The 16,153-nt window shown below is 59.5% G+C and carries 10 protein-coding genes, 1 tRNA gene and 2 rRNA genes (1 of these 13 cut by a window edge); 8 read left to right on the plus strand and 5 right to left on the minus strand.

Features of this window, described 5'->3' with window-relative positions; all coding sequences use genetic code 11:
• Window positions 1-112: 112 nt before the first annotated feature.
• The 8 genes from AC2444_RS19200 (at window position 113) to AC2444_RS19235 (ending at window position 9,670) form a co-directional block, all read left to right on the plus strand.
• Window positions 113-505 (plus strand): DUF779 domain-containing protein, encoded by a 393-nt coding sequence (locus AC2444_RS19200; protein ID WP_012759117.1) that lies wholly within the window; start codon window positions 113-115, stop codon window positions 503-505.
• Between the two features lie 105 nt (window positions 506-610).
• The gene (locus AC2444_RS19205) at window positions 611-1,207 is read left to right on the plus strand and encodes a DJ-1/PfpI family protein (RefSeq protein ID WP_012759118.1); all 597 of its coding nucleotides are present in this window, start codon (window positions 611-613) and stop codon (window positions 1,205-1,207) included.
• A gap of 25 nt (window positions 1,208-1,232) precedes the next feature.
• Window positions 1,233-1,583: a ribbon-helix-helix domain-containing protein gene (locus AC2444_RS19210; RefSeq protein ID WP_012759119.1), complete on the plus strand. Its 351-nt coding sequence runs from the start codon at window positions 1,233-1,235 to the stop codon at window positions 1,581-1,583.
• A gap of 155 nt (window positions 1,584-1,738) precedes the next feature.
• The gene (locus AC2444_RS19215) at window positions 1,739-2,446 is read left to right on the plus strand and encodes an SDR family NAD(P)-dependent oxidoreductase (protein ID WP_012759120.1); all 708 of its coding nucleotides are present in this window, start codon (window positions 1,739-1,741) and stop codon (window positions 2,444-2,446) included.
• A 236-nt stretch (window positions 2,447-2,682) separates the two neighbouring features.
• Window positions 2,683-3,816: a calcium:cation antiporter gene (locus AC2444_RS19220; protein ID WP_012759121.1), complete on the plus strand. Its 1,134-nt coding sequence runs from the start codon at window positions 2,683-2,685 to the stop codon at window positions 3,814-3,816.
• A gap of 138 nt (window positions 3,817-3,954) precedes the next feature.
• Window positions 3,955-4,719 carry a bestrophin-like domain gene (locus AC2444_RS19225; RefSeq protein WP_012759122.1) on the plus strand — a complete coding sequence of 255 codons (765 nt, stop codon included), beginning with the start codon at window positions 3,955-3,957 and terminating at the stop codon, window positions 4,717-4,719.
• Between the two features lie 542 nt (window positions 4,720-5,261).
• Window positions 5,262-6,458, plus strand: coding sequence for an efflux RND transporter periplasmic adaptor subunit (locus AC2444_RS19230; protein ID WP_012759123.1), 1,197 nt, complete (start codon window positions 5,262-5,264; stop codon window positions 6,456-6,458).
• Between the two features lie 41 nt (window positions 6,459-6,499).
• Complete coding sequence (locus AC2444_RS19235; RefSeq protein WP_128450430.1) at window positions 6,500-9,670, plus strand: efflux RND transporter permease subunit; 3,171 nt, start codon at window positions 6,500-6,502, stop codon at window positions 9,668-9,670.
• A 97-nt stretch (window positions 9,671-9,767) separates the two neighbouring features.
• Here AC2444_RS19235 and AC2444_RS19240 read toward each other — a convergent pair whose 3' ends face one another.
• The 5 genes from AC2444_RS19240 to AC2444_RS19260 all read right to left on the minus strand — a co-directional run.
• A complete protein-coding gene (locus tag AC2444_RS19240; RefSeq protein ID WP_012759125.1) occupies window positions 9,768-10,586 on the minus strand; it encodes a hypothetical protein in 819 nt (272 codons plus the stop codon).
• A 267-nt stretch (window positions 10,587-10,853) separates the two neighbouring features.
• Window positions 10,854-13,376 carry a methyl-accepting chemotaxis protein gene (locus tag AC2444_RS19245; protein ID WP_128450429.1) on the minus strand — a complete coding sequence of 841 codons (2,523 nt, stop codon included), beginning with the start codon at window positions 13,374-13,376 and terminating at the stop codon, window positions 10,854-10,856.
• A 672-nt stretch (window positions 13,377-14,048) separates the two neighbouring features.
• Window positions 14,049-14,125: transfer RNA gene (locus AC2444_RS19250), tRNA-Met, on the minus strand.
• A gap of 130 nt (window positions 14,126-14,255) precedes the next feature.
• Window positions 14,256-14,370, minus strand: a 5S ribosomal RNA gene (rrf, locus tag AC2444_RS19255).
• A gap of 184 nt (window positions 14,371-14,554) precedes the next feature.
• A 23S ribosomal RNA gene (locus tag AC2444_RS19260) occupies window positions 14,555-16,153 on the minus strand; it runs 1,305 nt beyond the window's last position.

A 16,153-nucleotide genomic window follows, 5' to 3' on the forward strand; every position in this document is an offset into this window, starting at 1 on the left:
CTTGCCGAAACTTCGGCGTGGTGAGCTGTCGGAGCGGCATTATAAGTCCCTCCCCCTTGTGGGGAGGGGTTGGGGAGGGGAATTCTCCTCCCGAAACTTTGGAGGAAGAGTGATGGAAACCACCGTCAACGGCGAACCGCGTGTTCTCGCAACCGACGCAGCTCTCGATCTGATCGCAGAAATCAAGCGCGATCATCCCGATATCCTCTTCCACCAGTCCGGCGGCTGCTGCGACGGCTCCTCGCCGATGTGTTATCCGGCCAACGAATTCATGATCGGCGACAGTGACGTCAAGCTCGGCGAGATCGGCGGCGTACCTGTTTATATCAGCGCCGGCCAGTTCGAGGCGTGGAAGCATACGCAGCTGATCATCGACGTCGTGCCCGGCCGCGGCGGCATGTTCTCGCTCGACAATGGCCGCGAGAAGCGCTTCCTCACCCGCTCCCGCCTCTTCGGCGGCGGCGAGGCCTGCGCAGTGCCTGATGTGAAGGTCAGGGCGGTCTGAGGCTGTCGTTCGACCGGTGGGAATTTCGCCTGTAGTATTCCCATAGTACCTGCTCTCCACAGCTCTTTGCTAAGCTCCGCCAGTTGGTTTCAAAGGGAGGAAACGATGCCAGCCTCAAAGATCCTGATGATAACAGGTGATTTCACCGAAGATTACGAAACGATGGTGCCGTTCCAGACACTGCTCGCCTGCGGCTATACGGTCCATGCCGTCTGCCCCGGCAAGAACGCTGGCGAGACCGTCGCCACCGCCATCCACGATTTCGAAGGCGACCAGACCTATTCCGAAAAGCGCGGCCATAATTTTGCGCTGAACGCCACTTTCGAGAGTGTGCGGGCCGAAGATTACGATGCCCTCGTCATCCCCGGCGGCCGCGCGCCAGAATATCTTCGCCTCAATGCCGATGTCCTCAAATTCGTCCGGCACTTCTTCGACGCAGGAAAACCCGTCGCCGCCATCTGCCATGGCGCGCAACTGCTCGCCGCCGCTGGCGTGCTGAAGGGCCGCACCTGCTCGGCCTATCCCGCCTGCCGGCCGGAGGTCGAACTTGCCGGCGGCATTTATGCCGACATCGCTATCAGCGATGCAGTCTCGGACGGCAATCTGGTCACGGCGCCCGCTTGGCCGGCGCATCCGTCGTGGCTGCGCCAGTTCATGGCCGTGCTCGATGCCGCAGCACTGCTCGAAACCAACGCCGCCTGAGGAGGGCGGCACCGGGGAGGACGATATGTGTGAACTGTTTATCAAGGCGGATGCTCGGCTCTGGGAAAGCGCCACCCGATCGCTGCGCATCGACGGCATGGTCACCAGCGTCAGGCTGGAGAACTTCTTCTGGGCGAAGCTGGAGGAAATCGCCCGCCGCGACGGCATGAATGTCGTCCAGCTGATCACCCGGCTGCATCATGAATCGATCGATGCCGGCCACGATCTCGGCAACTTCACGTCTTTCCTGCGGGTCTGCTGTGCCCGCTATCTCGACCTGCAGCTCACCGGCGACATCCCGGCCGATGTCACCCGTCCCATCGCCGGCCTCGACGCGCCTGTCATCCTCGACCGCGAACGGGCGAAATATCATTGAAAGCTGGTCCGACAGGCGATCAAAGACGAACGGCCTGCGGATAGCTTCGCGGGCCGTTTTGCAAACATCTGGGCGGCGGGCTTGCGCTGCCGCACAGCCTGGATCAACAATGCGCGGCACCGTCCAGCGCGGGCACCGTCAGGAGATCGATTGCCATGAAAGACCAGAAAGCCGTGATCGTCACCGGAGCCGGCGGCAACCTCGGCAGCGCCGTTGTCCGCGAGCTTGCCGGCGCCGGCGCGAAACTCGTCTGCATGAACCGTTCGAGCCATGAGCTGGAAGCCTTGGCCGGCGATCTTCCTGCCTCCACGGAGTTTCTGTCGATCGCCGGAACGGATCTCACCGATTATGCTTCCTGCGCCGCCGCCGTCGCTCGGGCCGTCAAGCGCTTTGGCGGCGTGAGCGCATTGGTCAACACCGTCGGTGGCTTCCAGATGGGGCTGGTCGGGCCGGAGGCACCCGCGCAGTGGGAGACGATGATGACCGCAAACGCCCGCACTGCCCTGACAATCAGTGCCGCGGTTCTCCCGACCATGAAGGCCGCCGGCTACGGCCGCATCGTTCATGTCGCCGCCGCGCCCGGCCTGAAGGCTGGCGCCAAGCAGGCCGCTTACGCCGCCTCTAAAGCCGCCGTCATCCGGCTGACCGAGGCGATCGCTGCCGAATGCCGCGACGATCGCATCACCGCCAACTGCATCCTGCCCGGGACGATCGACACGCCCGAGAACCACGCGGCCATGCCCGATGCGAAGACGGACGGCTGGGTATCGCCGCAATCGATCGCCCGCCTCATTGCCTTCCTGATTTCGCCGGCCGCAGCCGTTGTCACCGGTGCTGCAATCCCGGCGACCGGCCGCGAATAACGCAAGGCGCGGCGCGATCGACCGTCGGCGACTGCTCTTTTGTCTAGATCCGTGGGTGATGAACGACAGAACCCTGCAAGTTTTAATCAGTGATCTACGATCTGGCTTGAGCTTCGGTTCGCCTTGAGGCAGCCTCGTCTGCGCCTGCTCATGGGACGGGCAGGGGAACAGCGGGCGGAGACAATGGTGTTGATGATCGCATTGCAGCGGCATTTGCCAGAAGGCGGATGGTTTCGATGACGGAGGGTCCGGCATTGCGCGCCGTCGGCGCAACCAGCCTGGTGCGCGAGGAATGGTTCCTCGGCGTCAGCGTCGTGACCAGCCTGACGTTTCTTGCCTTCCAGGAGCAGCTCTTCGGCCGGCTTGCCGATCCGCTTTGGTTCACTGTCGTTTTCATCTGGCTATTTGCCGTCGTCCTAGGCTCCGCTCTGTCGGTCGTGCGGCATGCGGATCATCTGGCGGAGCGGCTGAAGGAGCCTTACGGTACGCTCATACTGACGCTCGCCATCACCTCGATCGAGGTGATGGCGATATCGGCCGTCATGATCCATGGCGAGAACAATCCCACGCTTGCGCGCGACACGCTGTTTGCGGTCGTCATGATCATCCTGAACGGCATGGTCGGCCTGTCATTACTGCTGGGTGCGTGGCGGCGACCGGAACAACAGCATAACCTGCAGGGCGCCAACGCCTATCTCGGCGTCATCGTGCCGCTGGCGACCCTGAGCCTGGTGATGCCGACATTTCTTGCAGGCCCGGACGGACAACATCCATCGGCACCGCGGCAACTGATCCTGGGCATTATCTCGGTCGGCCTTTACGCCACCTTTCTGTTTCTTCAGGCCGGCCGCCATCATGATTATTTCGCCGACGACAGCAATCGCCACGAGCATCATAGTGAACATGCTCCTCCCCGCGGGCCGGTCTGGCCTCATGCCATTCTGCTTTTCGCCTATATGGGTCCCGTCGTCTTTCTGGTCGAACAGCTTGCGCGGCCGATCGATTACATTATCGAAACCCTGCATGCCCCAACCGCATTTGGCGGTGTCGTCATGGCCATCCTTGTCGCGACACCCGAGGCAATCAGCGCCGTGCGCGCGTCCGTCGCCAACAATCTTCAGCGCGCCGTCAACATCTTTCTTGGTTCGGTATTGTCGACGATCGGGCTAACCGTGCCGGCAATGCTTGTCATCAGCCGTCTTTACGGGCACCCGGTGACGCTCGGCCTGGAACATGGAGACCTGGTCATGCTCCTACTCACTCTGGCCGTCAGCATCATCACCTTTGCCAGCGGCCGCACGCACCTCATGCAAGGTGCTGTCCATCTGGTGCTTTTCCTGGCTTACGTGCTGCTCATTTTCCAGCAATGAAACCCGCCCGATTGCGGCCGCGCAAGATCAGGAAAGTAAAGAGTTCCGTGCTTGGTCCGTCTTCCGCTATGATGACGGGAGCTATTGCGCAGCTTGCAAGGTGGCTGCAGGACTTACGTGGCAATACGGAGACCGGACTTGGGCTCACTGTTGGTTGGCGGGCTTGTATTTGTTTTTCTGTCGATGGCAACATCGATAGGATTGCTGGTGCGCTGCCGCTTGCCTGATCACCATCTCAATGCAGAATCCAAGGACGTCATCAGGCTGGCGACCGCCGTGGTGGGAACGCTGTCGGCTCTGGCTCTCGGCCTTCTGATCGCATCCGCCAAGTCGTCCTATGACACCGCCGAAGTGGAAATGAGAACGGCGGCGGCACGGGTACTCCTGCTTGACCGCGTCATGGCGCAATACGGGCCGGAAACCAACAAGGCGCGTCAATTGCTGCGTGAACTCATCGAGAAACGGCTGAGCCGTGGCTGGACTGCCGAAACCACCGACGAGACATCCGGCAATGCGCCGGGGGAATATCAGGATATCGAGGCGGTTCAGGCCGACCTTCGATCCCTGGCGCCGAGGGATGCCGTGCAGCACTCTCTCCAGGCGCGTGCGCTGGAAGTGAGCGGCATGTTGGCCGAAACCCACTGGCTGTTGGTCGAATCCGGCAAAGAGGGTTTGCCCTGGGCCTTTCTGACCGTTCTCGTCTGTTGGCTCTCGCTGCTCTTTGCGACCTTCGGGCTGCAGGCGCCGGCCAATCCGACAGTGCTGTCAATTCTGCTCGTCTGCGCCCTGTCCGTCGCCGGCGCCATCTTCCTGGTTTCGGATATGGCCAACCCATATGTCGGGCTGATCCGTGTTTCGGATGCACCATTACAGTTTGCCATCGAACGGCTGGGGAAACCCTAGAGCCTTTCCGGGTTAGATTGAAGCATTCTGCCGGAGCAGGTTTTCGTCAGGGCAAAGGCGATTGGCGAAGGGCATACCCTTGGTACGTCCGAGCCGATCGCCTTTGATCCTGGCGCAAAGATGCCCGGCCCTTCGGGTTGGCTGAAACGGGCCGGCTGATCGACCGGCCGGCTTGGCCGTAGAGCTGGGCTACGACGCGCGCCGGCCGGTCGACCATCCGACTCCGTTTGAGCCAACAGAATGCTTCAATCTAACCCGGAAAGGCTCTAGCCGCGTCATCTTGTCCATCGATGGACGAGCTCACAGTTTAATTGTGCACCAGCAGCTATTGCAATTTTTAGCAATGCCGCGACATAATATCGCATGCCGGAACTTTTCGGAGAGGGGTCGTCTCCACCGAGGCACGCATGAAGACTACAGCGCCGCGCGTCTTTTCAGACGCGCAAAGGACGCAGTAGATCATTGAAATTGCTGCATAATTCAAAAAACCGATTTGATTCTATGAATTATGCAGTAGGCTCGTAAACATCGGGGCGGCGGCAATGCGTGTGAGATTGTATCAGGGTCTGCACCTGTCCGTGATGCTTGCCGGCATGGCAATTCTCGCTGGCTGTGAGGAAAGCGGCAACACCTACGTTGCCCCTCCTCCACCTCCGGTTCGTATCGCCCAGCCGGTCCAGCAACCGGTAACGCTCTATTTCGAACTCACCGGCAACACGGCGCCGCTCAACTCCGTCGATATCGAGGCGCGCGTCCAAGGCTACGTCCAATCGATCGATTACCAGGACGGCATGACGGTGATGAAGGGCACCAAGCTCTTCGGAATTGAGCGCAACACTTATCAGGCACAACTGGATCAGGCCAAGGCATCGCTCGCCTCGCAACAAGCGTCCCAGGTCGGCGCGAAGCAGGAATACGACCGGCAGCTCAATCTGTCGAAGCAACAGGTCACCACCCAGACCGCGGTTGACAGCGCCAAAGCGACGCTCGACGAGGCGAATGCATCCATCCTCAATGCCCAGGCCAATCTCGATCTTGCGACGATCAACCTCGGATATACGGAGGTGCTTGCCCCGTTCGACGGCACCGTCACCGATCACCTCGTCGATATCGGCGCGCTTGTCGGCGTATCCGGTCCCACCAAACTCGCCAGCATCGTTCAGACCGATCCGCTTTATGCCTATTTCAACGTCAGCGAAACCCAGGTGCTGATGATCAAGGAAACCCTGGCAAGGCAGGGGCGCACCTTCAAGCAGACGGATCTTCCGAGCATTCCGGCAGAACTCGGCCTGCAGACCGAGGAAGGCTACCCGCATAAGGGACATCTCGACTACGTCTCGCCGCAGCTCGATGCCTCTACAGGCACGCTTCAGGTGCGCGCCCTCTTCGATAACAAGGACCACGCCATGCTGCCTGGTCTCTTCGTGCGCGTCCGGGTGCCGGTCGGCCACAACGACAAGGCTCTGCTGGTGCGCGACGACGCCATCGGAACGAACCAGCTGGGCAGCTACCTGCTCGTTCTAGGCAAGGATGACGTCATCGAGCAGAAGCAGGTCAAGACCGGCCAGCGCGAAGGTGCGCTCCGTGTCATCGACTCCGGCCTCGATCCGGCCGACTGGGTCGTGACGCAAGGTATCCAGCAGGCCATCCCCGGCGGCAAGATCGCGCCCGAGAAAATAGAAATGAACCCGCCGGCAGCTTCCGCCGGCGATGCCAAGGCCAAGACCACCACGCAATGAATCCGCCGCCATGCTTCATCTGAACGTCTAAGGACAACAGCATGATCTCGCGTTTCTTCATCGAGCGACCGATACTCGCCAATGTTCTGGCGTTGGTTTTCGTGCTCATCGGCGCGGTGGCGCTGTTCCAGCTGCCTGTGGCGCAATATCCGAATGTCGTTCCGCCAACGGTGCAGGTGACGACGCGCTTCCCGGGCGCCAGCGCACAGACCCTCGTCGATACCGTCGCGCTGCCGATCGAACAACAGGTCAACGGCGTGCAGGACATGCTCTATATGCAGTCGACGAGCGCAAGCGACGGCACCTATTCCCTGACCGTGACCTTTGCCATCGGAACGGATCCGGACCAGGCCCAGGTTCTGGTGCAAAACCGCGTCGCCATAGCAATGTCATCGCTTCCCGAAGCGGTGCAGCTTCAGGGCGTGACGACGCAAAAGAAGTCGACGGCGATCCTCGGCTTCGTCAGCCTGACCTCGCCCGACAGCCGCTATGACAGCCTGTTCTTGTCGAACTACGCCGTCATCAATCTTCAGAATGAACTCGCCCGCCTGCCGGGTGTCGGCAATGTCACCGTGTTCGGGGCCGGCCAATATGCCATGCGCATCTGGATGGATCCGAACCTGCTGCAGGCGCGCGGCCTGACGCCGCAGGATGTGGTCAGCGTCGTGCAGCAGCAAAGCCAGGAGGTGGCCGCCGGCCAGATCGGCATTCCGCCGGTACCGAAGGGACAGGTCTTCCAATACACGCTGAACGTCAATGGCCGATTGAACGAGGCGGCCGACTACGAAAACATCGTCGTCAAGGTCGAGAGCGGACAGGGCGGCCGTGTTACCCGGATCCGCGATATCGGCCGCGTCGAACTCGGCGCCCAGACTTACAGTCAGTCCTTCATGCAGAACGGCCGGCCGGCTGCCGGCATCGGCATTTTTCAGCTGCCGGAGGCAAATGCCATCGCGGTGGCGCAGGTGGTGAACACGAAAATGCAGGAGCTCTCGAAGAGCTTCCCGCCGGGCCTCGAATATCACGTGCCGTTCGACACGACAAAATTCGTCGAGGCCTCCATCGACGAGGTTTACGTCACCTTGATCGAGGCCGGCATTCTCGTTCTCATCGTCATTCTCGTGTTCCTGCAGGATTGGCGGGCGATGCTCGTGCCGGCGACCACCGTTCCGGTCACCATCATCGGCGCCTTCGCGGCCATGGCAGCATTGGGTTTCACCGTCAACCTGTCGACGCTGTTTGCCATCGTTCTCGCCATCGGTATCGTCGTTGATGATGCCATCGTCATTGTCGAAGGGGTCGCCCGACACATCGAGGCCGGCATGTCCGGCCGAAAGGCGGCCGAAAAGGCGATGGAGGAGCTGCTTGGCCCGGTCATCGGCATTACGCTGGTGCTGATGGCCGTTTTCATTCCGGCCGCCTTCCTGCCCGGCCTGACCGGACAGCTCTACCGGCAGTTCGCCCTCGTCATCGCCGCCACGGCACTGATCAGCGCCATCAATGCCGTCACGCTGAAACCGACGCAATGTGCCCTTTGGCTGCGGCCACCAGTCCCGCCAGAGAAACGCAACATCTTCTATCGCGGCTTCAACAAGGTCTACGACAGGGGTGAACGCAGCTATGCCGGGCTGATCGGATCGATGACCCGCCACAGCGGTATCATGGTCATAGCAGCACTTGCGCTGATCGGTGTCGCCGTCTGGGGGCTCGCCCGTCTGCCGACTGCGTTTCTGCCCATCGAGGATCAAGGCTATGTGCTGATCAGTGCGCAGCTGCCCGACGGCGCATCGAAGGAGCGCACCGACGCGGTGATGGAAGAGGTCGGCAAGATCGCCGAAGCCACGCCTGGCGTCGATCAGGTGCTGACCATCAGCGGCATCTCCGTTCTCGACAACAATGCCAGTCTGCAGAATGCCGGCGTCGCCTATGTCGTGCTGAAGGATTGGGACGAGCGCGGCAAGGAAAAGGGGCAGGATCTGCTGTCGATCTACCAGCATTTGAACGGCACGCTGCAAAGCGTGCTCGCCGCCAAGACGCTGGTGGTCGTGCCACCTCCGATCCAGGGCGTCGGCAATGCCAGTGGCTTTACCATGCAGGTCGAGATCAGGAACGGCATTTCCGACTACCCGCTGCTGCAATCGATTGCCGACACGATCGTCAAGAACGGCGGTGCTCAGTCATCCCTGCAAAGGCTGAGCACGCCTTTTCGCTCGAACGTGCCGCAACTCGCAGTCTCTGTCGACCGGATCAAGGCGGAGACGCTAGGGGTTACCGTGGGCCAGGTTTTCTCGGCTCTCTCCAGTTACGTCGGATCGAGCTATGTCACCCAGTTCAACAAATTTGGCCGGACCTTCCAGGTCTATGCGCAAGCCGCTTCCGATTTCCGGGTCAGCGCCGAAGACATCCGCAATCTGAAGGTCAAGGCCGGTGACGGCACGATGGTGCCGCTCGGCACGGTCGTCGATGTCACCGCGACACAAGGCCCATCTCTGATCAGCCTCTACAATCTCTACCCGTCTGCAACGATCGTTGGCGGGCCTGCCGCAGGCTTCAGTTCCGGCCAGTCGCTCGACGTCATGGAGCAGATTGCCGATCAGACACTGCCACCGGGCACAGGCTTCGAATGGACGGCGCTGTCCTATCAGGAGAAGGCCGTGGGCGGGCAGATCTATTTCATCTTCGCGCTCGCCATGCTCCTCGTCTATTTCGTGCTCGCAGGCCAGTATGAAAGCTGGATCTTGCCGCTGGCAGTCCTTCTCGCCGTGCCGCTCGCCCTCCTTGGCACAGTGGCAGCGCTTATGGCAGCCGGCGTTGCCAACAACCTTTATACGCAGATCGGCCTTATCCTGCTGATCGCGCTTGCATCGAAGAATGCCATCCTCATCGTCGAATATGCTAGGGAAAGGCGGGCGGAAGGCATGGAAATACTGGATGCGGCCGTCGAGGCCGCCCGCTTGCGTTTCCGGCCAATTTTGATGACGTCCTTCGCCTTTATCCTCGGCGTCCTGCCGCTCGTGCTGGCGACTGGCGCCGGCGCATCCGCCCGCAAATCTATCGGCATATCGGTCTTCAGCGGCATGATCGCCTCGACCTGCCTCGCCGTGCTCTTTGTCCCGTCCTTCTACGTCCTGTTGCAGCGCCTCGAGGAATATTGGAAAGGGCGCACAAAGACCGCAGGCCTGGCGGAAACGGAGATATCGAAGGTTCAGTAGGGCAGTCACGACGGCCCGTCGCGCGATCACCTACGGTTTGGTGCGCAGGCAGGTTGCCGTTCGGGGTGGCTCTTCACAGCGGGGATTCGAACAGCCACTAAAGTCCCGAGGTCAGCACCCTGTGACAGGCAGGCGACACGCGTTGCAGATTGTCCCGCAGGCAAGCGATACCCCGCCCTCCGCCCAGAGGCACCATCCGGCACAGGGCTCGAAAATCCGATCCGCAGGTTTCACGCAGGACCATCAATTCCTCGCGCGGCGAGAAGGCCGGCATCATGGCCCGGGGAGCAGGTGTGGTCGCAACCGTCGCCGCGGCACCGCCGCCGGCTGGGGTTGATCCTGCTGATCCTCCCCCGGTAGATCCGCCCAAGGCCGCAACGGCTTGCTGACATGGCGCCGAAAGAGCGGCATTGTGCTGCTGCAAGCAGCTGAGTGCCTCGGTGCCGCCCGGTGTGACGCCGGAGCATTGCGCCATGAAATCCCGTTGGCAGGCCGATTTGACGGCGTTGCGCTGCGCCTGGGTCGGCTGATGCGCCGGTGTGCCCGTCGCCGGCGCTGGCGCTGGCGCCGTCACCCCGGTAGTTGCGGGCGGCGCCGGGACCGGCTCCGCGGATGTCGACTTGGGTTTGCTCACCGCCGACACCGCCTTCCGGCAGCCCGCTGACAGTGTGGCATTATGCTGTTGCAGACAAGTGAGCGCCTCGATACCTCCCGGCGTCACCCCTGAACATTGTGCTATGAAATCGGATCGACATTCCGCCCTGATCGCATTGCGCTGCTCTTCAGTCGGCGCCTGCGCGGACGCGACACCAGCAAAGAGCACCACTGCGCAGAGCGCTGGCAATCCCGAGATACCAAACAGAAGACGACGCCGTCCATGCGGAGCCGTCAGTAGAGAAGATGCCCACTTTCGCATTATTCCTCCCCCCTATAAATCTCTAATCTACTTCATGAAATCGAACGCCCTGCTGAAAAGGATAATAAACGCCCGCCAATTGGAGGGACGTTGCTTGCGGCTACGAAAATATTAAAACGCCGGCTCCACGTATATTAGAATATTGCTATTTTAGCAACTATCGTGCGCCTGAAAACTGATCAAGGAAAACGTATCACTCATCAGCCTCGTGATCGGAAACCATGCATCTCAAAGCAAGTTAACAGGTTCTGCGAATACATGCTGCCGTCATGCCGCAGCCTCGTACCCTCTTGAAGCCGGGCTCTCGTGGCCTTCAAGCCGAAAGCGTGCAATCATGTCGGTGAGTGCAAGCGCCTCGGACGATAGCTGTCGGGTGGCAGCATTCGTCTCTTCCACCATCGCTGCATTTTGCTGCGTCATACGATCAATATCGTTCACCGATGCGTTGATCGAATGGAGTGTCGTCGCTTGGTCGCGGCTTGACGAGGCGATGAGCTCGATATGACCGACGATGTGGACGATCTCGCTGGAAATCTCCATCAGCGCATCGCCGGTGCGGCCGACGAATTCGGAGCCGGACGCAACCTCGCGGACGGAATTGTTGATGAGCTCGCCGATTTCCTTGGCTGCGCGCGCCGATCGCTGCGCCAGCTCCCGCACCTCCTGTGCGACGACAGCGAAGCCCTTGCCGGCCTCACCCGCTCTTGCCGCTTCGACGCCCGCATTTAGAGCCAAGAGATTGGTCTGGAAAGCGATGGAGTCGATAGCGCTGACGATCTGCACGATCTTGCCCGACGCGTCCTCAATCCGTCCCATGGCCGAAACCGCGTTTTGGACCACTGAAGCCGAGGCGTCGGCGCCCTGTTTGGCGCGTTGGACAAGCGCAAGCGCTGCTGCTGCCCGTCCTGAAGAGGTGTTGACGGCGGAAGAAATCTCCTCCACTGCCGCTGCGGTTTCCTCAAGTGCGGCCGCCTGCTTTTCCGTTCGGCTGGCTAGGTCATCAACGGCTTCCGCCATCTGGCGGCCATTGTCGCTGATGAGGGAAGAGGTCTCGCGAATATCACAGAGCGTCTCCCTGAGACCTGCGACCGACATGTTGAAATCGGTGCGGATCCGGTCGAGTTCGGGGGCAAAGAGCTTATCGATGGAAAAATTCAACTCCCCGCGCGACAGCCGCGTGAGCCCTTCTGCAAGCGCCTCGATTGCGGCATCAACCTGGACCTTGGCGCTACGGCGCTCGAATTCGTTGCGGGCGCGCTCGGATTCCGCATCGCTACGCGCGATCTCTGCCTGTTGTTCCATCTCGACATTCGATAGCGCATTTTGTTTGAAGACGGAAAGTGCACGGGCCATTTCCCCGATTTCGTCGCCCCGTGCCTCGCCGGTGATTGCGGTATCGAGCCTTCCCTCTGCGATCTTGCGCATCGCTGCGGTAATCTGGGTGATCGGTCCCTTCAGGGTGACGACCAGCGCGGCACCCGCGGTCATAGCAATCAGGATGCCGATGACAATGGCGCCGCCAGATATTCTATTGGCCTGTTGACGATCCTGCCCAGCATTTTGCCTCTGCGTCTCGGCGAATTGAGCAAGCAGGTTCCAGGTGTTGTCGATCTGCCCCGCAGCGCTGTCGAACTCACCTAGCTTGCGCGCCGCACCTTCTGAGAGCGCTGCCGCGTTTGCCGCGAGCAGGTCGAGGACGGGTTGAGCCTTCTTCGGAATTTCGACAAAGAGGGGATCGTCGTTCACCACGCCGGCGAGACGGCCGAGCTCGGTCTGATACATGTAGATCGACTGCTGGACTTTCTTCACTCGCGCGTCGTCTGGATTTCCGGCGAGCTCGGCGAAGCCGACGCGGATCTCGTTATTGCTGTTAACGATGGCGCGCAGTTCGTTGCCGACATTCGTGGCCTGAGAGATATCCTTGTCCGACGCAGCAAGCGCAAGCACGGAGGTCCGCATCAGATCGTCGCCAATCGTCTTGAGACTGTCGCCAGTTGCAGCAAGATTGGCGACGGCGGTATCCGTTGCTGGGACATCCAAAGTGTCAGGCGACACCTTCGAAGCGTTGGCGATGGCATCCACAGCAGCGGCATACTGTGCGGCGAGGGCTTCGGTCGCTACAGCAGGCGAAAGCTGCTCCTTTGCCTTCTGCAAATCAGGCCCATATTTGGCTAGCAGGCCAACTTTGTCAGCCGGCGTCGTCGCGTTCGTATAGTCATTGCGAAGTTTTGTCGCGACACTGGCGGCGGCGCTGATGGAGACGGAATTGCTCAGGCCGCTCTTGTTGGTATTTTCCATCTTTTTCGCACTGGCCATCAGCATGAACGAGCGCTTGCCAACCTGCCCTTGCAGGTCAAGAAGTGCCGCGGAAGCAGCGTCCACATCACTGAGAATTTTCTGCTGTCCCGTTTCGATTTGCCAGATCGCTTCGATCTTTTGCGGGATGATTTGCGACTGATCAAGCGCCTGGTCAAGAAGCCCCACATCGGTCGTCGGCCTTAGCCTCTCGATCGTCTGCTTCAGGTTTTCCAGTTGCTTACGGGCGTCCGCAAGTGCTGTGTCTCGGGCTTCCTGCGACGGCTTCATCAGAAAGCCGGTCATGCTGGAAGAAACATGTTTGAACCCGTTCAGGGATTGCAAAACATGGTTGGAGATCTCCATCCGTCCCTCGAGAAGGCTGGACGCGTAGTATCCCGTCAGCCCCACTGCGCATAGGCTAAAGACGAATGGCGCCAATAGTACGAGCACCTTCGTCTGAATGCGAACCCGCGACATCAAACCACTTACCACGACCGCATCCCCACCACCGATTGGAGCTAAGCTGTCATTCTTTGTTTAAGAACCGATAAATGGGTTGATCCGAAGGCTATGCACGCTTCACCTATCGGGGCGAAGGCATGGTTCATCCTACCGGTAAGCAAAAACGCAAAAAGCCCGCACGAGGCGGGCTTTTGCGTATTATTGGGAATTTGGTTTCGGTTTGAGGCTTTGCCCCGTTGGGTCTTAAACAGTTCAGTGGACTGTTTTATCGGGCGGGCCCGATCGACCGCTCACCCTTCAGGTTATGGTGAGCTCTGCGAACGAGGAGCTACCATCGCCAGGGAAAGCGAAGCTTTTCCGCCAGCGATAAGAAGGTAGATGCTGATCTTTAAAAGGAAGGATTTGGTTTCGGGGGCAGGCTTTGTAGTTTTCTGTCCCGCTGCGTCGGCTTTGCCTTCTTGCGGGCCCCTGATTAGGCATTAAACCCTCGACCCGTTACCAAACAAAAAGCCGCCCTGAAGGCGGCTATTTGTTTGGTTGCGGGGGCAGGATTTGAACCTGCGGCCTTCAGGTTATGGTCCGCAGGACGAGGAGCTACCGTCGCCAGCGAAGATGAAGTCTTCGCGCCAGCGATATTGCTCTCTTCTGGCAACACAAAAAGCCCCTGCATGGCAGGGGCTTGGGAGTATCTAAGGGAAGGATTGGTTGCGGGGGCAGGATTTGAACCTGCGGCCTTCAGGTTATGAGCCTGACGAGCTACCGGGCTGCTCCACCCCGCGCCAGAGCAAATCATTGAGATTTGCTGATGTATTGTAACACAAAAGGCCGCTTGTGAGCGGCCCTTTTTGTTCGGCATGGGCCGCAGAGTTTGTGATGAGAAGATTGTTTTACATCAGTTGCGTTTTGCAGACCTGGCAGCGACCTACTCTCCCGCGTCTTAAGACGAAGTACCATGGGCGCAGGGGCGTTTCACGGCCGTGTTCGGAAAGGGAACGGGTGCAGCCACCCCGCCATAACCACCAGGTCGGCAAAGCGCAACTATATGTTTTGAGAAGCTGGTGAAGTGCTATGACTTCGTTTTTGAACACGTTTTAGAGCTCCAACCGGACGAACACTTCGTGTTCGCCGGGACCGGGCAAAGGCTGGCGCCTTCGCCTTGTCAGGACGACCGCTTTGCGGTCGCCTTGAGATGAGCATAGTCAATGAGAACGATCAAGCCAATCGAGCTATTAGTACCGGTAAGCTTCATGCGTTGCCGCACTTCCACACCCGGCCTATCAACGTGGTCGTCTTCCACGGCTCTGATAGGGAATACTCGTTTTCAGGTGGGTTTCCCGCTTAGATGCCTTCAGCGGTTATCCCGTCCATATGTAGCTACCCTGCTATGCCCTTGGCAGGACAACAGGTCCACCAGAGATATGTCCATCCCGGTCCTCTCGTACTAGGGACAGATCCTGTCAATATTCCTACACCCACGGCAGATAGGGACCGAACTGTCTCACGACGTTCTGAACCCAGCTCACGTACCGCTTTAATTGGCGAACAGCCAAACCCTTGGGACCTGCTCCAGCCCCAGGATGCGATGAGCCGACATCGAGGTGCCAAACAACCCCGTCGATATGGACTCTTGGGGGTCATCAGCCTGTTATCCCCGGCGTACCTTTTATCCGTTGAGCGATGGCCCTTCCACGCGGGACCACCGGATCACTATGACCGACTTTCGTCTCTGCTCGACTTGTCAGTCTCGCAGTCAGGCGGGCTTATGCCATTGCACTCGACGACCGATTTCCGACCGGTCTGAGCCCACCATCGCGCGCCTCCGTTACTCTTTCGGAGGCGACCGCCCCAGTCAAACTACCCACCATACACTGTCCCGGACCCGGATGACGGGCCGCGGTTAGACATCCATGACGATAAGGGTGGTATTTCAAGGATGGCTCCACGGAAACTGGCGTCCCCGCTTCAAAGCCTACCACCTATCCTACACATGCCGACACGAATGCCAGTGTAAAGCTATAGTAAAGGTGCACGGGGTCTTTCCGTCTGACCGCAGGAACCCCGCATCTTCACGGGGAATTCAATTTCACTGAGTCTATGTTGGAGACAGCGGGGAAGTCGTTACGCCATTCGTGCAGGTCGGAACTTACCCGACAAGGAATTTCGCTACCTTAGGACCGTTATAGTTACGGCCGCCGTTTACTGGGGCTTCGATTCAAAGCTTGCACCTCTCCTCTTAACCTTCCAGCACCGGGCAGGCGTCAGACCCTATACGTCGTCTTGCGACTTCGCAGAGCCCTGTGTTTTTGATAAACAGTCGCTACCCCCTGGTCTGTGCCACCCCATAATAGTTGCCTACCATGGGGTCACGCTTCTTCCGAAGTTACGCGTGCAATTTGCCGAGTTCCTTCAACATAGTTCTCTCAAGCGCCTTGGTATACTCTACCTGACCACCTGTGTCGGTTTCGGGTACGGTCTATACGGTGGAGCTATTTCCTGGAACCGCTCCGCTGCCCATCCAATCCAATAAGAATGAACAACTTGTGCAATCCGTCACTACCACCAGGCCCACGAATATTAACGTGGTTCCCATCGACTACGCATTTCTGCCTCGCCTTAGGGGCCGGCTAACCCTGCTCAGATTAACTTTAAGCAGGAACCCTTGGTCTTTCGGCGAGAGGGTCTCTCACCCTCTTTATCGTTACTCATGTCAACATTCGCACTTCCGATACCTCCAGGAGCCCTCACGGGTCTCCCTTCATCAGCTTACGGAACGCTCCGCTACCACGTGTATTGCTACACATCCTCAG

The sequence above is a fragment of the Rhizobium sp. WSM1328 genome (assembly GCF_057653715.1).